Origin of the sequence: Sphingobium soli, assembly GCF_020782245.1 — a bacterium.
Lineage (GTDB): Bacteria > Pseudomonadota > Alphaproteobacteria > Sphingomonadales > Sphingomonadaceae > Sphingobium > Sphingobium soli.
Genome location: NZ_JAJGNP010000024.1, coordinates 22,118 through 39,743 on the forward strand (window position 1 = coordinate 22,118; position 17,626 = coordinate 39,743).

19 protein-coding genes are annotated in these 17,626 nt (G+C 61.9%); 12 read left to right on the forward strand and 7 right to left on the reverse strand.

Going from position 1 to position 17,626, the window contains the following annotated elements; genetic code table 11:
- Positions 1–86 precede the first annotated feature (86 nt).
- The 4 genes from LL253_RS18430 to LL253_RS18445 all read left to right on the forward strand — a co-directional run bounded on the left by LL253_RS18430 (position 87) and on the right by LL253_RS18445 (position 4,321).
- Positions 87–1,010 (forward strand): chromate resistance protein ChrB domain-containing protein, encoded by a 924-nt coding sequence (locus LL253_RS18430; protein ID WP_008603798.1) that lies wholly within the window; start codon positions 87–89, stop codon positions 1,008–1,010.
- A gap of 2 nt (positions 1,011–1,012) precedes the next feature.
- Positions 1,013–2,410 (forward strand): chromate efflux transporter, encoded by a 1,398-nt coding sequence (gene chrA / locus LL253_RS18435; RefSeq protein ID WP_122129123.1) that lies wholly within the window; start codon positions 1,013–1,015, stop codon positions 2,408–2,410.
- A 74-nt stretch (positions 2,411–2,484) separates the two neighbouring features.
- On the forward strand, positions 2,485–3,153 hold the full coding sequence (locus tag LL253_RS18440; RefSeq protein WP_017184236.1) for a superoxide dismutase: 669 nt from the start codon (positions 2,485–2,487) through the stop codon (positions 3,151–3,153).
- Positions 3,154–3,241: 88 nt separating this feature from the next.
- Positions 3,242–4,321: a Cj0069 family protein gene (locus tag LL253_RS18445; RefSeq protein ID WP_184106684.1), complete on the forward strand. Its 1,080-nt coding sequence runs from the start codon at positions 3,242–3,244 to the stop codon at positions 4,319–4,321.
- Between the two features lie 84 nt (positions 4,322–4,405).
- On the opposite strand, the gene LL253_RS18450 is transcribed toward LL253_RS18445, so the two are convergent.
- Together LL253_RS18450 and LL253_RS18455 are read right to left on the reverse strand one after the other, a co-directional pair.
- Entirely contained in the window at positions 4,406–4,966 is a 561-nt protein-coding gene (locus LL253_RS18450; RefSeq protein WP_046765576.1) for a recombinase family protein, read from the reverse strand.
- A gap of 167 nt (positions 4,967–5,133) precedes the next feature.
- Positions 5,134–5,556, reverse strand: coding sequence for a MerR family transcriptional regulator (locus tag LL253_RS18455; RefSeq protein WP_014072603.1), 423 nt, complete (start codon positions 5,554–5,556; stop codon positions 5,134–5,136).
- Between the two features lie 76 nt (positions 5,557–5,632).
- Between LL253_RS18455 and LL253_RS18460 the strand changes: the two genes are divergently transcribed.
- The 6 genes from LL253_RS18460 to LL253_RS18485 all read left to right on the forward strand — a co-directional run bounded on the left by LL253_RS18460 (position 5,633) and on the right by LL253_RS18485 (position 12,288).
- On the forward strand, positions 5,633–6,028 hold the full coding sequence (locus LL253_RS18460; RefSeq protein WP_228228104.1) for a mercuric transporter MerT family protein: 396 nt from the start codon (positions 5,633–5,635) through the stop codon (positions 6,026–6,028).
- A 12-nt stretch (positions 6,029–6,040) separates the two neighbouring features.
- Complete coding sequence (locus tag LL253_RS18465) at positions 6,041–6,370, forward strand: heavy-metal-associated domain-containing protein (protein WP_004213249.1); 330 nt, start codon at positions 6,041–6,043, stop codon at positions 6,368–6,370.
- A 79-nt stretch (positions 6,371–6,449) separates the two neighbouring features.
- Entirely contained in the window at positions 6,450–7,826 is a 1,377-nt protein-coding gene (gene merA / locus LL253_RS18470) for a mercury(II) reductase (protein WP_021222959.1), read from the forward strand.
- A gap of 91 nt (positions 7,827–7,917) precedes the next feature.
- On the forward strand, positions 7,918–10,887 hold the full coding sequence (locus tag LL253_RS18475; RefSeq protein WP_014072601.1) for a Tn3 family transposase: 2,970 nt from the start codon (positions 7,918–7,920) through the stop codon (positions 10,885–10,887).
- Between the two features lie 165 nt (positions 10,888–11,052).
- Complete coding sequence (locus LL253_RS18480; RefSeq protein WP_228228105.1) at positions 11,053–11,637, forward strand: META domain-containing protein; 585 nt, start codon at positions 11,053–11,055, stop codon at positions 11,635–11,637.
- A gap of 276 nt (positions 11,638–11,913) precedes the next feature.
- Positions 11,914–12,288, forward strand: a complete 375-nt coding sequence (locus LL253_RS18485; RefSeq protein ID WP_228228106.1) for a hypothetical protein — start codon at positions 11,914–11,916, stop codon at positions 12,286–12,288.
- 41 nt (positions 12,289–12,329) lie between these two features.
- On the opposite strand, the gene LL253_RS18490 is transcribed toward LL253_RS18485, so the two are convergent.
- Genes LL253_RS18490 through LL253_RS18500 form a run of 3 tightly spaced genes read right to left on the reverse strand, consistent with a single transcriptional unit; the run spans position 12,330 to position 13,658 of the window.
- Positions 12,330–12,950 (reverse strand): histidine phosphatase family protein, encoded by a 621-nt coding sequence (locus LL253_RS18490; protein WP_228228107.1) that lies wholly within the window; start codon positions 12,948–12,950, stop codon positions 12,330–12,332.
- Positions 12,951–12,969: 19 nt separating this feature from the next.
- Positions 12,970–13,293: a helix-turn-helix domain-containing protein gene (locus tag LL253_RS18495; RefSeq protein WP_066861321.1), complete on the reverse strand. Its 324-nt coding sequence runs from the start codon at positions 13,291–13,293 to the stop codon at positions 12,970–12,972.
- Positions 13,290–13,658, reverse strand: coding sequence for a type II toxin-antitoxin system RelE/ParE family toxin (locus LL253_RS18500; protein WP_228228108.1), 369 nt, complete (start codon positions 13,656–13,658; stop codon positions 13,290–13,292). Before LL253_RS18500 ends, LL253_RS18495 begins: the two co-directional genes overlap by 4 nt.
- Before the next feature lie 640 nt (positions 13,659–14,298).
- On the opposite strand from LL253_RS18500, the gene parA reads away from it, so the two are divergent.
- Together parA and LL253_RS18510 are read left to right on the forward strand one after the other, a co-directional pair.
- Positions 14,299–14,952 carry a ParA family partition ATPase gene (gene parA / locus LL253_RS18505; RefSeq protein WP_228228109.1) on the forward strand — a complete coding sequence of 218 codons (654 nt, stop codon included), beginning with the start codon at positions 14,299–14,301 and terminating at the stop codon, positions 14,950–14,952.
- Positions 14,949–15,254: a ribbon-helix-helix domain-containing protein gene (locus LL253_RS18510; protein WP_228228110.1), complete on the forward strand. Its 306-nt coding sequence runs from the start codon at positions 14,949–14,951 to the stop codon at positions 15,252–15,254. The genes parA and LL253_RS18510 overlap by 4 nt, the downstream gene beginning before the upstream one ends.
- 63 nt (positions 15,255–15,317) lie before the next feature.
- On the opposite strand, the gene LL253_RS18515 is transcribed toward LL253_RS18510, so the two are convergent.
- Complete coding sequence (locus tag LL253_RS18515; RefSeq protein WP_228228111.1) at positions 15,318–16,418, reverse strand: replication initiator protein A; 1,101 nt, start codon at positions 16,416–16,418, stop codon at positions 15,318–15,320.
- 828 nt (positions 16,419–17,246) lie between these two features.
- A complete protein-coding gene (locus LL253_RS18520) occupies positions 17,247–17,612 on the reverse strand; it encodes a type IV secretory system conjugative DNA transfer family protein (RefSeq protein WP_456115077.1) in 366 nt (121 codons plus the stop codon).
- Between the last annotated feature and the right edge of the window lie 14 nt (positions 17,613–17,626).

Genomic DNA, 17,626 nt, shown 5'->3' on the forward strand with positions numbered 1-17,626 from the left:
CTATGCTCATGAGGCTTGTGATGCAACCCTTACACTTGTAGGCTAGTGACGATACAACTATGACAAACACACAAGCTTCCCCTTGGTTGCTCCTGATCCCGCAGCTTCCGGCTAAGCCTGCCTATTTGCGGGTGAAGGTCTGGCGGCGTTTGCAGGCGATCGGGGCCGCGCCGCTCAAGAACGCCGTCCATGCGCTCCCCAATCGCGAGGACACGCGCGCGCTGTTCGAAGAACTGCATCGCGAGATCACCGAAAATGGCGGCGAGGCGCTGATCCTCGAAGCGCGCCTTGTCGGCGGCATGGGCGATGCGGAGCTGCGCGGAGTGTTCGACGCTGCGCGTGACGCCGACTATGAGGAGTTGGCACGCGAGGCGCGCGCGCTGTGTGAGGGCGAGTATGTCGCGGCGGCGGATGTGGGCCGCCTGCGCAAACGCCTGAACGAGGTCGCCGCGATCGACTTTTTCGGTGCGCATGGTCGGCAGGCGGCACAGGCCGCCATCACCGAGGCGGACCGCCGCTCTCACCAACATCCCGATGTGAGCGGCCCCGGTGCGCCCGAGCTGACCCCGGCGGAGCTAAAGCGCCGCGTTTGGGTGACGCGCCGCCATGTCCATGTCGATCGCATCGCGTCCGCCTGGCTCATTCGCCGCTTCATCGACCCCGAGGCGAGCTTCAAGTTCGTCGAGGGCAAAGGATATGTGCCGGAGCCTGACGAACTGAGGTTCGACATGGCGGACGCTGAGTTCACCCACGAAGGCGACCGCTGCTCCTTCGAGACCTTGGTGTTCCTCACCGGTCTCGAGACCGACCCCGCGCTGCGGGCGCTCGGCGAAATTGTTCACGACCTTGATATTGCCGATGCTCGGTTCGAGCGCCCGGAAACTCCGGGAGTGAGCGCGCTTATCGCCGGCATCTGTGCCGGCACCGACGACGACGAGGAGCGGATCGCGCGCGGATCGACCGCGCTCGACGGATTCTATGCTCACTTCACCCGGCGAAAAGAGGACTAAAGATGGAGGCCAGCGCACGCGCTGAAATCGCAGTCGAGACGCTGCACGAGCACGGCATCAGCTTTGGCGAGGCGGTGCGCGTCTGGATCAGGGTCGCGCTGCTCAGCTTCGGCGGACCGGCGGGCCAGATAGCGGTGATGCATCGCATCCTGGTCGAGGAGAAGCGCTGGATCGGCGAGGAGCGGTTCCTCCACGCGCTCAACTATTGCATGCTGCTGCCCGGCCCTGAAGCGCAACAGCTAGCTGTCTATATTGGCTGGTTGCTCCATAAGACCAAGGGGGGCCTGGTCGCGGGCGCGCTATTCGTGCTGCCCGGCTTCCTCGCGATTTTAGGGCTCAGCTATGTCTATGTGCTGCTCGGCGAAGTGCCGCTGGTCGAGGGATTGTTCTTCGGATTGAAGGCCGCCGTGCTGGCGGTGGTGCTACAGGCGGTGGTCCGGGTGGGTTCGCGTGCCTTGAAGAACAACGTCATGCGCGGTTTTGCCGCGCTGGCGTTCGTCGCGATCTTCGTGCTCGACGTGCCCTTCCCGCTGATCGTGCTTGCCGCCGCGCTGATCGGCTTCTTCAGTGGCCGCGCTGGTTACGCCGCATTCAAGGGCGGCGGCGGACATGGTCCCGCCGGCGCTGAGATAATCCACGACCGCGACACCGCTCTTGGCGAGGGCCTTCCCGACCATGCCCGGCCGAACCTCTCTTGGTCGCTGCGCATCTCCGGCGTCCTGCTGCTGCTCTGGCTCGGGCCGGTCGCAGCGCTGCTGTTCGCGTTCGGCCCCGACGACGTGTTCAGCCGCATCGCCACCTTCTTCAGCCAGATGGCGGTGATGACCTTCGGCGGCGCCTATGCGGTGCTCGCCTATGTCGCGCAGGAGGCAGTCGAGACCTATGGCTGGCTCCAGCCCGGCGAGATGCTCGACGGGCTCGGCATGGCCGAGACCACGCCCGGGCCGCTGATCATGGTGACGCAGTTCGTCGGCTTCCTCGCGGCCTTCCGCGAAGCGACCGGGCTGCCGCCGCTCGTCGCCGCGACCTTCGGCGCAATCCTCACCACCTGGGTTACCTTCCTGCCATGCTTCCTGTGGATCTTCGCCGGCGCGCCATTCATCGAGCGGCTGCGCGGCAACCGCGCATTGTCGGCCGCGCTTTCGGCGATCACCGCCGCAGTGGTCGGCGTGATCCTCAATCTGGCGGTCTGGTTTGGTATCCACACTCTGTTCGAGCAAGTCCGCGAAGTGCCGTTCGCAGCCGGCACCATCGATCTCCCAGTCCTAACGTCCGTCAACTGGCCGGCGCTGGCGCTCGCGGTGGGTGCGATACTCGCCATGTTCCGGTTCAAGGCCGGCATGCTGCCGGTGCTCGGCGTCTGCTCGGTCCTCGGGGCCGCATATGTAATGATCATCTGAAGGAGTGACGCGTGACGATCGACCATCTTTCCCGACGCAGTGCAATCGCAACTCTTGGCATCGGAGCCGCCGCCATGACTATCAACGAAGCCTCTGCGCAGACGCCGGCCGCAGCGCCGGCGGCTGTCCCCGCCTTTGCCGGAAATCATCAGGTCAAGCCGCTCAGGTTCAATCCCGCCAGGCTTCACGGCCTCTCCGAAAGGCTGATCACATCGCACCACGAGAACAATTATGCGGGCTCGGTCAAGGCCCTGAATATGATCGAGACACGACTTGCCGCCGCGCTCGCTGACACGGACCTGCCGCCGGTGGTCTATGGCGGATTGAAGCGCGAGGAGCTGCACCGCACCGGCTCGGTGGTGCTCCATGAGGTCTATTTCGACGGGCTCGGCGGCAACGGCCAGGCAGCCGGTTCCATCCGCGACGCGCTGGGCGCGGCGTTCGGCTCGTTCGACCGCTGGGAAGCCGACTTCCGCCGTACCGGGATGAGCCTTGCCGGCGGATCGGGCTGGTGCGTGCTCGTCTACAATCTCCACACGCGCTCGCTGCACAACCATTGGGCGTGGGATCATATGCACGGTGCGATTGCCGGCGTGCCGCTGCTCGCGCTCGATATGTACGAGCACAGTTTCCACATGGATTACGGCACCGCCGCCGCCAAATATGTCGACGCCTTCTTCCGCAACATCGACTGGGAAGTGGTCGACCGGCGCTATGCCGCGGCTTTGCGCGGCGGCGGCTGAACCCGACCGCCGTGGCTTAACACCCACTGCTGCGCGACACCTGAGTTCGCGACCACAAAGGGGACAGGTCCGATGGGGAGATGCAACAATGACATCCGGCCCGAACATCGCTCTTCTTTGGCGTGGGCAAGCAGCCGAGTGGACGCATCGCTTTCATGAAGCCCGGCAGTGGCCGATAATGCAGGCCTTGCGGGCGCTCGGGGCGACCGCAAGGCCTGTACTGTACAGGGACGAGGCGGTTCGCGAGATTCGGGACGAGCTGCTGTCGTGCGACACAGTGCTGGTCTGGGTGAATCCGTTGGACATTTCAGGCGACCGCTCGCAGCTCGATCCAATGCTGCGCGAAGTCGCGGGGTGCGGCGTTGTCGTCAGCGCGCATCCTGACGTGATCGCCAAAATCGGCGTCAAGGAAGTGCTCTACACAACGCGATCCATGGAATGGGGCAGCGATGTCGATCGATACGTGGACGCTGAAGGCCTTCGCGCTCGTTTCCCCGAACATCTTGCCGCAGGCCCGCGCGTGCTGAAGCCGAACTACGGCAACGGCGGCAGGAATGTATGGCGTGTCCAACTAGACGAAGCGGGAAACGCTCCGGCTTTGAAAACGTCGGTGAAAGTTCAAGAGGCCCGCCAAGGAAGCAAATCGGAGCGCATCAGCCTAGCCGAGTGCTTGGAAAGGTGGGTGCCGTTTCTAAACGACGGCGGCGTGCTGATCGATCAGGCTTATCAGCCGCAGTCGTCCGAGGGCATGGTCCGCTGCTACGTGTGCGGGCACCGAGTGGTTGGCTTTGGGCACAACCTGATCACTGCGCTGATGACGCCAACGGCCATTGATACAACGTCGTCAACCCCACAGCCGATGGGCCGCGCCATGTTCGGACCGGAGGTGACGCGCTTCGCAGCCTTACGGAAAGCGATGGAGGATCGCTGGATTCCAGAGATGCAAAGGTTGCTGTCGATCGCCGACCACGATCTTCCGCTTCTTTGGGACGCCGACTTCCTATTTCGCCCTGGTGAAGCCATCAGCGATGGCTCCTATGCGCTTTGCGAGATCAATGCTAGTTCGGTTGCACCATTTCCGCCAAGCGCCGTCCAGCCAGTCGCCGCAGCGGCAATCGGTCGCGTTCTTGCCATTCGTTTGACGAAGGAGACCTCCAATCCTCATTGATATGATTCAAGCAATTCAAGAGACGTGACATTGGTCGTATCAATCAGACAAGCCTAAGGGTGAGCGAGGCTGGGTGAAACCGGCTCAGGTGGCAGCGCGGAGATACTGGTAGAGGGTTTCGCGACTGATCCCCAGGTCACGGGCGATGACGGCCTTGCGCTCGCCGTCATCAACACGGCGGTGCAGCTCGGCGACTATTTCGTCGGAGAGGGAACGTTTCCGCCCGCGATAAGCACCGCGTTGTCTGGCGACCGCAATGCCTTCGCGCTGCCGCTCCCGGATCAGGGCGCGCTCGAATTCGGCGAACGCACCCATGACCGAGAGCATCAGGTTGGCCATCGGGGAATCCTCGCCCGAGAAGGCCAGGCTTTCCTTCACGAACTCGATCCGGACGCCTCTTTTGGTGAGGGACTGAACCAGTTTGCGCAGATCGTCGAGATTACGCGCCAATCGATCCATGCTGTGGACCACGACGGTGTCACCCTCGCGGGCGAAGGCGAGCATGGCATCGAGTTCGGGGCGGTTGATGTCCTTGCCCGATGCCTTGTCGGTGAAAATCCGGTCGAGCGACTGCCCGTCCAACTGGCGATCGACATTCTGATCGAATGTGCTCACCCGGACGTAACCGATCCTCTGGCCTTTCATCGCCGCCTCCGGTCAAAATGTCAGGTTGAATTCTATGACACGGCGGAACATGCGTCAATAAATGCTTGCCATAACCCTATCCTGACAGAAACCGCCGCTGCATCCTGACGTCCGGTTAGGCTATACTCCAAGCTGACATCACAAAATCAAATCCCTCAAAGATGGCGTCAATTGCCTTGATGGGGTAAAAACTGGAGTGCTTCCAGGATGGGACATTCGGCAACGTCATCTCCAGTGCATCTGGCTAACGTGGTCGCCAGCGTCACCTCTATCTTCTGCAAATCTGCAATGCGGCGGCGGACATCTTCAAGGTGGAGTTCGGTTCTCGCCATAACCTCCGCGCAGGTTTGTGCACCGGTATCGGTGAGCGACAACAATGACCGTATCTCATCCATTGCATAGCCAAGGTCGCGCGCGCGCAGGATGAACTGCAACCTTTGCACCAGTTCCGGCGAATAGACGCGGTAGCCGTTGGAACTGCGAGGCGGCCCCGGCAGCAATCCCACCTTCTCGTAATAGCGGATGGTTTCGAGATTGCAGCCTGTTTTCCGGGCAAGCTGGGCACGCAAGATGCCGACCTGTTGCTCCATGAAAATACCTCTTGAGTCTGTAGTGGCTACAGAGCCTACACTGCGAATCACTCAGTTGGAACAAGGGATTCAAGCCATGGTCTCAACGCCGGAAGCGGGACAGCCAGCCCTCACCGAAAACCACGAGCCGAAGCAGGCAAACTGGGTTGCGGCGGGCGCATTGATCGGCGCGGGGCTCGCCTCGGCTTGCTGCGTCGTCCCGCTACTGTTGGTTATGCTCGGAATTTCCGGCGCGTGGATCGCCAACCTGACGACGCTCGAACCTTACAAGCCCTATGTCGCAGGCGTAACGCTCGCGCTGCTCGGCTACGGCTTCTGGCATGTCTATTTCAAGCCGAAACAGCCCTGTGAAGACGGTTCCTACTGCGCTCGTCCACAATCGGCTTGGACCACCAAGGCGGTGCTGTGGCTGGGCCTTGCCGTCGCCATCCTGGCGCTCACCATCGACTGGTGGGCACCCTGGTTCTATTGAAAGGAAATACCCATGAAAAAGACAGTATGTATCGCTATGGCCGTGCTGGCTATGGCTGGCGGCGGGGTCGCCTATGCAGTTAGTGGCACGGCGCAAGATCGCCCCGCGGCTACCGCAACCGCTCAGAAGCAAACCACCTTTGCCATAGAGAACATGACCTGCGCCACCTGCCCGATCACCGTGAAGAAGGCGATGGAAGGCGTCGCCGGGGTAACGGCGGTCACGGTCGATTTCGCAGCCAAGACCGCGCGCGCAACCTATAACCCGCGCCGCACCAATGCTGCTGCGATTGCCGCTGCATCAACCAACGCGGGTTATCCGGCGCGCGCTATTCAAAACTGAGCGGGGCGCCGCCAGCGCCTCAAGAAAGCGATAAGCAATGAACGACTGTTGCAACCGCCCCGGGCAGGAAGGATTTGACGTGGCCGTCATCGGCGCGGGTTCTGCCGGGTTCTCCGCCGCGATCGCCGCTGCCGATCTGGGCGCGAAAGTGGCGCTCGTCGGTCACGGCACGATTGGCGGCACCTGTGTCAATGTTGGCTGCGTTCCTTCCAAGACGCTGATCCGCGCCGCCGAAGCGGTGCATGGTGGGCTTGCCGCCGCGCGCTTTCCCGGCCTTGGGGGCGCTGTCCAGATGGATGACTGGTCCGTATTGGCGGCGTCGAAGGACGATCTTGTCACGACGCTGCGCCAAAAAAAATATGTCGATCTGCTGCCCGCCTATGACGGTGTGAGCTATATCGAGGGCAAGGCACGCTTTGCCGATGGTGCGCTGATTGTCGGCGATGCGCCCATGAAGGTCGGCAAGGTCATATTGGCGATGGGTGCGCACGCCGCCGTGCCGCCGATTCCGGGGATGGACAGCGTGCCCTACCTAACCAGCACATCGGCGCTGGCGCTGGATCGCTTGCCCAAATCGCTGCTGGTGATCGGTGGCGGGGTGATCGGGGTAGAACTGGGACAGATGTTTTCGCGTCTGGGCGTTGATGTCACCATCTGCTGCCGAAGCCGCCTGCTCCCCGAAATGGACCCGGAAGTGAGTGCCGCGCTGAAAAACTATTTGGAAGCCGAGGGCGTGCGGGTTTGCGCAGGTGTCGGCTATCAGCGTATCGCCCAAACACAGAGCGGGGTCGAATTGACCTGCGAGGGGCATTGTGACACCGTCGCGGCGGAACAGGTGCTCATCGCCACCGGACGCCGACCCAATAGCGACGGGCTTGGGCTGGAGGAGCGCGGCATAGTGCTTGCCCGTAATGGTGGAATCGTCGTCGATGACCACCTCGAAACGTCGGTTCCAGGCATTTACGCGGCGGGCGATGTAACGGGACGGGACCAGTTCGTCTACATGGCCGCCTATGGCGCAAAACTGGCCGCGCGCAACGCGGTGACGGGCAACCAATACCGCTACGACAATTCCTCCATGCCATCCGTCGTCTTCACCGACCCGCAAGTCGCCAGCGCCGGCCTCACTGAAACGACAGCACGGGCGCAAGGCCTGGACATCAAGGTTTCGCTGCTCCCGCTCGATGCTGTGCCAAGGGCACTGGCAGCACGCGATACGCGGGGTCTCATCAAACTGATTGCCGACAAGGCGAACGACCGTTTGCTGGGCGGCCAGATCATGGCACCCGAAGGCGCGGATTCGATCCAGACACTGGTGCTGGCGATCAAACACGGCATGACCACCCTGGAATTGGGTGCAACGATATTTCCTTACCTGACCACTGTGGAAGGCCTCAAACTGGCGGCCCAAACGTTTGATAAGGATGTCGCCAAACTGTCTTGCTGCGCCGGGTGATTGCTCGGGGATCAACCGGCAACGAATGGCCTCCCTCCAGTGCAAGCCGCTTTGGTGTCAATTTTGTTATTCGCCTCAGCGGGAGAGCAAAATGGCACGACGCCGACTTCTGACCGGAGACGAGCGCCGGCGCCTGTTCGATCCTCCTGTCCAAGAAACCGCGATCATTGGGCATTATACCCTTTCTGCGGAAGATGTTGAATTGGTTGGGCGCCGCTATGGTCCAGCAAATCGCCTCGGTCTGGCTGCACAAATCGCTTTGATGCGACATCCCGGCTTTGGTCTGCAACCCGAGATCGGGCTTCCCGACGTCATTCTTCAGTACCTCGCGGCACAGTTATTCGTCGATCCTTCCTCCTTCTCTGCATATGGTCAGCGCGCGCAAACCCGTACCGATCATGCCGATCTCGTGGCGCGTTATCTTGGCATACGCCCGTTTCGACGCGGCGACCTGGCACTTGCCCTGAATCTTGCCGCGCAAGCCGCCGAGTATACAGACAGAGGTGAACCGATTGTTCGCGCCCTCATGGTTGGCCTGAAGGGTGAGCGGTTCATTCTTCCGTCAGGCGACACACTGGAACGCGCCGGTCTTGCTGGCCGGGCACGCGCACGCAAAGCTGCCGCAGCCGCAATCGTCGAAGGCCTCAGCTCTGCTGAACTGACACGGCTAGACGAACTCGTAATCAACAACCCGGATTTCGGCATGACACCGCTGGCGTGGTTGCGTAATTTCGAAGAAGCCCCGACTGCGGCCAATATCAATGGCTTGCTTGAGCGCCTGCGCTATGTTCGCGGCATAGGTATCCACCCGGTAGTTGGGGGCGCCATTCCGGAATTCCGCTTTGCCCAATTTGTCCGCGAGGGCGGCGTGGCACCGGCATTCCTGCTTTCGGATTACAGCGTCAATCGCAGGCGGGCGACGTTGACGGCCGCAGTGATCGACCTTGAGGCCAGACTTGCCGATGCCGCGATCCAAATGTTTGACCGACTTATCGGCGGCATGTTCACGCGCGCGCGGCGTGGGCGCGAGCGTCGCTACCAAGATAGTATTCAGTCGGTGGGGCAACTCATGCGGCTGTTTGGCGCCACGATTACAGCACTTGATGAGGCTGTCCAGAATGGCGGCGATCCGCTCGAATTGATTGACGAAGCGGTGGGCTGGCACCGGCTTGTTGCGGCAAAGGCCCAAGTAGATGCCCTTGCTGATCTTGCCGGCGAGGACGCACTGGTAACGGCAACCGAGCGTTACGCCACGCTACGGCGTTTCAGCCCGGCATTTCTGGACGCCTTCACCTTCAAGGCGTCTGGAACAGGGACGGCACTGATCAAAGCCATCGATGTCATTCGCGATGCGAACACACGAAAGTCGCGCGACCTTCCCGATGGCGTTCCACTGCCATTCCCCAATCGGCAGTGGAAGCGTCTCATCACCGAAAGCGGCCGTATCGACCGCCGACGTTATGAAATTGCGATCATGGCAACCTTGCGTGATCGTTTGCGCGCCGGTGATGTATGGATCGAGGGAACCCGCAACTATCAGCGCTTCGATGCCTATTTGCTGGGTCGGCGCGATGCCGCCAAAGTGGCGGATGTGCTTCCGTTCGATTCAAATGCTGCATCCTACCTCGCTGACCGGGCACGAAATCTTGACTGGCGGCTGCGCCGATTTGCCAAGCAGTTGAAAACAAACAAGCTTGAGGGAGTGTCGCTCGAACGAGACCGGCTCAAGCTTCAGCAAATGCCGCCTGTCACCCCACCGGAAGCTGAAGCCCTCGATCGCAAGCTCGATACCCTGCTTCCCCGCGTGCGCATCACCGAGCTGCTGCTTGAAGTCGCCGAACGCACTGGTTTTTTGAACGCATTCCGTGACCTGCGCTCAGGCAAGGAGCACGACAACCCCAGCACGGTACTCGCCGCAATTCTGGCTGATGGCACCAACCTCGGGCTGGAGCGGATGGCCAATGCCAGCGAAGGCGTCAGCTATGCCCAACTCGCATGGACCCACAACTGGTATCTTTCACCCGAGAACTATCAGGCCGCGCTGGCCATGATCATCTCAGCCCATCACGAATTACCCTTCGCGCGGCATTGGGGCGCTGGCACCAGTTCGTCGTCCGATGGCCAGTTCTTCCGGTCGGGGCGGAGCCGTTCAGGGGCGGCGGACGTCAATGCCAAATATGGCGCCGAACCTGGCGTGAAAATCTATTCTCACCTTTCCGATCACTTCGCATCATTCGGATCACGGATCATGTCCGCGACGGCAGGTGAAGCGCCTTACGTGCTCGACGGGCTTGTCCTGGGCGCCGGCAACCTTCCGTTGCATGAGCACTATACCGATACCGGCGGCGCCACCGATCATGTTTTCGCACTCTGCCACCTACTCGGGTTCCGCTTCGCGCCCCGGCTGCGCGATATTGGCGACCGCAAGCTGGGTTCGATCGCTGCGCCATCGACATACAAGGGCATCGAAAATCTGATGGGCCGCACCATCAAAACGGCAGCGATCGAGGCCGATTGGGATGACATCGTCAGGATTGTCGCCTCAATCAAGGATGGCACGGTGGCGCCGTCAGTAATCTTGCGAAAACTTGCCGCCTACAAACGCCAGAACAGGCTGGATTTTGCATTGGCTGAACTGGGCCGTATCGAGCGCACTTTGTTCACGCTCGATTGGCTTGAACAACCGGAACTGCGACGTGCCTGTCAGGCCGGTCTCAACAAAGGCGAGGCGAGGCACACGCTTGCCGCCGCCATCTATACCAACCGGCAGGGTCGGTTCACCGATCGCTCGCTGGAAAATCAGGAATTTCGCGCATCTGGGCTGAACCTGCTGATTGCGGCGATTTCCTACTGGAACACGGTCTATCTCGACCGGGCCGCCCAGCACCTCAACGCTGTCGGCACGACGTTCGATGCGGCACTGCTTGCGCACCTTTCTCCGATGGGCTGGGCGCACATCAGTCTGACCGGCGATTACCTCTGGGAGCAGGCCAGGCGACTTCCAGCAGGTGAATTCCACCCACTCAACGAGCCAATGGCGCGGTTGAAGCGTGTAGCGTAGCCCATGTTCCGCTTATGTCCGAGAAATCGTTGTCTGGCGAACAAACCTTGAGGTGACGCCTTGTTCGGTTGCACTGCGCCAGAGATGCCGAGGGCGTCGCCCGATATTTCTGGCACCTACGCCTTCACCGGACCGGATGAGGAAGGAGAGCCAGGCTGGCGTGGCGTGATCTTCGGTGATCGAATGATCTACCGCGAACCTGGCGGCCGAGGATGGCGGCAGGCGAACATCAAACCCGAGGAACTGGCCGGGGCAATCAGCGTGAAGGCTGGCGAGGCCACGGTAATAGTTGAGCGAGGTAGAAAATGCAGCGGGAGCGGGGCGCTTCGCGATAGGGTAATCTTTGAAGCGGACAATGAGCGGCATGAGGGTTGCGGCGGCCCCTTTGTCGTGCCGGAAGCCATAACCGGCACGACCTGGACGTTGCGCGAGCTGGATGGGCGGCGGGCACCGGATGGGCCTAATCCGGCCGCGACCATGACGTTCAGTCGGAAGGGTTGGTTTTATGGCACGTCCGCATGCGCCGGCGTCAACGGGTCGGCCAGGTGGACCCCGGACGGCCGAATATTCCATGAGACGGAAGCCGCCTTCATCACGACACTTCAACGCTGCGTTGATCGCGCCAGTGTCGAGTTCGGAGACCGGTTCTGGGACAAAATGAAAGAGGCTCGGAGCTGGAGGCGCGAAGGCCAGCGGCTCATCATTACTTTTGCTGACGGCAGCCAGGCAGGATTGGCGTTGTTGCTTTGAGGGTGTGGCGCGTCGCGCACTGGCGCAATGGAGGTCTGTTTGTATTGCCATGACCGCATCGCTTTTGCGTGCGTTGTTCTTGGGGCTGTTCTTGGGCTTGCGGCCTGCGGGCCGAGGGGCGATCTATCTCCCGTTAGTCGACCCCCCGAGCAAGCAGACGCACCGGAATCGCCTCATCCGCTGCCGGCTCCCGATCCTACTCCTGATAGGAGCGTGGTGGTTGCCTTTCCGGGGACACCCGACACCAGCGGCCTAGACGATGCGCAGATAGATGCGATGTTCGACGCGGCGGTCGCGCTCGCGCGACCAGGAGAAAGCAAGCGCGCGATTTGTGTCGGGATGCAGGGGCTTGCCGATGGCGCTGTGAAGGACGCGCCAGAAGCGACGATCAGGCGGTTGGCCGAGTTGCTACGCCTCCCCGCTTTCCCGGCCGCCCAATGTAGGGCTGATGTCTATCCATTTGTAACTGCGACCAAGGCCGAAGCGATCCTCTACACCGTGAAAGTCGAATCTCGGGACCGTCGAGGCGTGCTGACCTTTTGGGCGACTGCTGTGTTCGGGAATCTCGGGGCCTACGGGATGCAGTTCCGCCTTGTCCGCAAGGGCGGACGTTGGGTGCCCGAGCCTACCGGCATGTCGGTTGTTTCGTGAGAGGATCGCCCTGATAGGCAATGTTGCGGCCAAGGGAACGACTACGCGCTCAGTGCCGCCATGCATTTCCAACTATCCTTAGCCCAGCTAAATTCTATCCGCTCCGCGTTGCCGATCGCGGGTGGCTCGCCCTTGCGCCAGAACCCGAGCATCTTGGCCCGGTCGTCCAAATGGGCGTCGGCGACGATTGCGCGCGCGGCCTGGATGAACTGCCCATGCCCGAACACATAGACCAGCGAGTCCGTAGGCATCGCCGCGAGGCGCGTCAGCGCCGCCTCGCAGCGCCGTAGCAAGGTGCCGAAGCTCTCCGCCCCTTCCCCATCGCAATAATCGGGATCGGCCGCGCTCCAATAGCGTTCGAGGTGCGGCATCCTCTCGGCGCTGCGCGTGCCGTTCCAGCGCGCCGGTTGCAGATAGGTGAACTCTTCTATCGGCCACGTCTCCACCGGCGCGTCGGGGAAACGCGCGATCGTCGGCGCGGCGGTCTGCCGGGTGCGGGTGTAGGGCGAGGTAACGATGAGCGCGGGCGCTTCGGCCCAGCTCGCCGCGACCTGACGCGCCTGTTCGTGGCCGCGCTCCGTCAGCTCGATCGTCGCCAGATCGGTGCAGGGCACGCCGGCGTTGCCGGTGCTTTCGCCGTGGCGGATGAATATGGCTCTCATGGCGTGCGACAATGGGCGATCAGGCAAGAATCTGGATGCCGTGCTTTTCCACGATCGACAGCAGCTTGAGCGCCGCGCCGCTGGGTTTCTTGGCCCCGGTTTCCCACTTCTCCACCGTGCTTTCGCTGGTGTTGAGGTAGCGGGCGAACACCGGCTGACTGACCTTGTTGCGCTCGCGCAGCCGCTTGATTTCCTCCGGCTCGATCGCCGGCGGCTTGGTCAGGCAGCTTTCATCGAAATGACGCATGGTGGCCTTGTCGATCACCCCGACGCGATACATGCCAGCGGCGGCGCTATGGATCGCCTCGAAAGCATCGCTCTTGAACTTACTCTTGGCGGTCATGTGCATATCTCCACTATCTCGCGGGCTTCCAGCTCCAGCTCAATCTGATCGTCCGTCTTTCGGGCATAGAGATCGGCAAGATCACGAAAGGCCCGCAATTCGGATTCATCAATATTGGCTCGGTCCTTCTTGGCGAACAGATAAGCGTAAACCCAGAAACGCCGTCCTTTTGCGAGAATAATGCTCCTATGCCTGTTCTTGTTCAGCCGCTTCTTGAACACGCCGCCGCCCAGGTCGTCGGCCTGCCTTTTCGTCACTTCCCGGATGGCCTCGCATAGTTCGTCGTCCGAAATGCGAGCCTTGCGCGCTGCCTTGGCGAACCACGCGGTCTTGAAAGTTCGTGCGGTCGCTTCGGTATCGCTCATAGATAATATCTAGCACTTAGTGCTATTGAAAACAAGGCGGCGATCATGCGCCTGCCGCTGGCGCGGCACCGTGGCTCTAGTCGCTCGCGCTCCCCAAGCCCGCAAGCGGTCTTGGCCCAAGGTGACGATCCACATGGCGGGGGCGAGATCGCTGCGCGGATCTCACGTCATGGTGCCGGCCTTCGCCGGCGTGTCGTCCGTTTGCGTGGGGAGAGAGCGTTCCGCCCCCCTCTCCCCAGCAACGGCAATAGACGGCCGTGCCTCGCTGCGCTGCGGCCGCACCACCCCGTCGATTCCCGCTTCCCCCCTCTCCTGCCGGCGTTCTTGGGCGTCCGTGTCCGGCCGATGGCCTGGCCATCTCCGGTCAGGCGATTTGAAGGGAGTAGAAACGATGACGCAGGACAACCGGGAAAGCTGGCTCAATCGGGTGGCCGTGGGCATGGCCCCGCTGTTCGAGGCGCTGGACGCCCCCCTGCACCGCTTTGCCCGATCGAGGATCACGGCCGGATGGAGCATGAGCCGCTGGACGATGATAGCGAGGATGAGGGCGGCGAGGACAGCTAGACGCCCCTCCCCTTTTATCGGATGGCCGCTTGCGCTATGACCACTTGCAAACATGCGGTCATGTAAGGATATTCACATGCCAACAATCGCGATCATCAGTCAGAAGGGCGGCGCGGGCAAGACCACCCTCACCCTGCATCTGGCCGCCGCCGCCGAGGATTCGGGGCATACCGCCCTTGTGATCGACCTCGACCCACAGGCGACGGCGAGCCAATGGGCGGCATGGCGCGAGGACGCGCCGCCCGTCGTGATCGACAGTGCCCCCCCTCGCCTCGCCGCCAAGATCGAGCAGGCGACGGCGCAGGGCGCGGCGTTCATCGTTATCGACACCCCGCCCCATGCCGACAGCGCGGCGAGCGCCGCCGTCGAGGCGGCCGACCTCGTGTTGATCCCTTGCCGGCCCAGCGCGTTCGACCTGGCCGCGATCAAGACCACCGCCAGCCTTGTGAAGATGCGCGGCAAGCCCGCTTTCGTCATCTTCACGGCGGGAAGCCCGACCGCGCCGCGCATGTATGACGAAGCGGCGCAGCTCGTGCGCGATTACGGCCTGGACGCCTGCCCGCACCATATCGCCGATCGCGCCGCCTTCCGCCATGCAGCGGCCGAAGGGAAAACCGCGATGGAGATCGAGCCGAACGGCAAGGCGGCCGACGAGGTGCGCCAGCTTTACAAGTGGACATGCGAGCATGTAAACATGCAAGCATCGAAGAAGCGGAGGGCCAGCGCATGAGCAGCCGGAAGGGATCATTGCTTGCATTGCGGGATCGCGATTCCGCGCCGTCGCCGGCGACGGCTGAGCCGGAGGGGAGGGCGGCCGCGCCGATCGCTGCCAGCACCGGCCCAGGCACCGCCAGCAGCCCGGTTGCGCCGAGCCGTCAGGGCAAGAAGGCCATGACGGGCTATTTCAGCCCGGAAATGTCGTTCGCCATGCACATGACCGCGCGCAAGCACTCCATGAGCTTGCAGGACGCAATGGCCGAGGCGTTCAACGACTGGCTGCGCAAGATGGGGGAAAGTCCTGTAGGCAAGTGAACATGACCACATGCAAACATGACAGCATGTGAACAACACCGCTTGCCCGCATGAGGCAGGAAATCAGCGCAGCGGCTTACGCTCGTGCCGTTTCTTGCAGAAACCGAGGAAGGCCCCGGCAGGGCTTTTCAGCTCGGGCTTGCCCATGTCGTGCCACCACGACACCCATTCGTCATAGAGCGCGTAAACGTCATATCCCGGCGCGGCGGTCTTGGCGTCGTGCATGGTTTCCGGGTCGATATAGGGCGCATCGTCGGCGACGGCGACCGGATCGGGCTTCCCCTTGAGGCCCGATCGGTTGCGGAACAGGATCACGTCATCGTCCATCGTCACCGCATAGTCGGGGAAATGGCCGTGATCGGCGTCATGCTCGCAGACCTTCTTGACCAAGGCCCGGAACACCCGGACCGGGCTGTTCGAGCCGCATTTCTTCTGTAGCAGCTCCAGGCCGATCTTCCATTCGTCCTTCACCCCGCAATGCTTGCGCGCCAGCTCATACATGCGCCGCTCGAACGGCTTGCGGAGCCGGAAATAGTCGCGGTGGAGGGTCAGGACGTTCTTGCTGATGACCGAGCGATAGACCCAATCCGACAGGGTGATTTCGAGATCGAGCATTCGGCCGTCGAACGTCTTGCGCGTGATCTTGGCTTCCTCGATCAGCCCAAAAATCCGCGTTTCCTCGACGCCGCCGGTCTGAATGTTGGTCCGCACCGTGGTTCCGCGAAGGCGGGTGAGGGCGTCGGCCATCAGCCGGTAGCCTTCGCCGCTGGTCTGCCGGTTGGTGGCGACGAGCATGTCATAGGCTTGCAGGCGCACCGTGCGGCTAGGCTGCTCGCCCTGGTTCATCTTCGCGACGAGCTGCGAGATGCAGTAGATCAATATGTCCTTGTCGTGGATCGTCGCCAGGCCCTTGCCCGAAGGGATAATCTCGATGACGTTGCCGTTATGCTCGTAGCGCCGCGTCCGGTTGTCAGGCTTGGTCGAGAGCGAGAACACCGGATGCTCCATCGAGGCCATGTCGTCCTTCGGGATCGCGTCCAGCACGTCGCAGATGAACAAGTCCTGGTTGGGGTGCCGCACCGGCAGCAGCGGCGTGCGATCGTCGCTTTCAGGCGGCGCGGCGATCGGCGCATCAAACAGGGAAGGGGAGGGGTCTATCGTCATTTCACTAACGCTAGGGCTACTATCGTCATTTCACTAACGCAAGCGGAATTATCGTCATTTCAGATTCACCGCCGCGCTATCGTCATTTCGATTACGCTTGGAGAGGGCTGGGACGGCTAGGCACTATCGTCATAGTGGATTCGCTTTTTCGTCACTCTGGATTCGCTTTTTCGTCAGAGCGGATTCACCGCGCGGCAAATTAGGTCCAAAAAACCGAGGATTTCCAAGCCTTTCCTGGCAAGGCCAATTTCCGTAACACATCACTAAACCCATATTTTAACACTAGCCGGCCTGTGGATAACTTCGCCAGCGTCGTGGTTCACCCACCGCCGCACGACAAGAGAAAAGCGCCGCCTCTTGGGGCTTCGCCCCGCCGGCTCGCGGCCTTCGGCCGCCCCGGATCGCTTTGCGATCCTCCCACCCGGCATCCCCATGATGAGCCGACTTCGCCGGCACGCTTTTTATTAGAGTGGGATAGTTTAAACGCTGCGCTCCTATCGCAGCGCCAACGCCAACAGCACCGTTGCAATTGGCTTTCCAGAAAAGCCAGGTGGATAGGGCAGCGATCGCATCCGAGAGGGCGGGCAGGCGGAAATGTCGTCACAGGCGCAATTTCCGGGCCGCTGGACGGCATTCCGACCGTTCGCCATGGGGTGGAAGGGTCGAGCCGCCTATACCGCTCTACGGGCTTCCCAGGTGGCCGATTTTTGAAACGCTAGATCCTCGCCAATCACCCGTCGCGCGGACAATCGAGACCAGTTATATCGGATCGGCCCAACGGCACGATCGCGGCCGGACCCGCCGTGGCTGCTAACGCGGCGGGTCCAATCACGCCGGATCGAACTTCCCCGCGAACTCGCGATCGGCATAGTAGGCGAGCTTGGTGGCGACGATCGGCCGTTGCCCCGCGAGGAACAGCAATTCGAGGTTCGCCGGCATGGCGCGGACCTCATCGGGGGTGAGCAGGGGCCGCGCGACATGCTGGGTGCCGAACGACAGGCCGGATTCCTCCGCATCGAGCGCGCGGCTCATGGTCTCGAACACGACCGTCTCCTGGCCGAGCAGATCGGAGACCAGTTTCGCGCTGTCGTGATCGTTGACCCCGAACACCTGGAGGACGCCGGCGTTCGAGGGGGCGTTTGCGGGAGGGGGCGGAATCCTACGCCAAGCTCGCCCAGATAGCCGGCGCGAGATCTTACTTGTTGCTG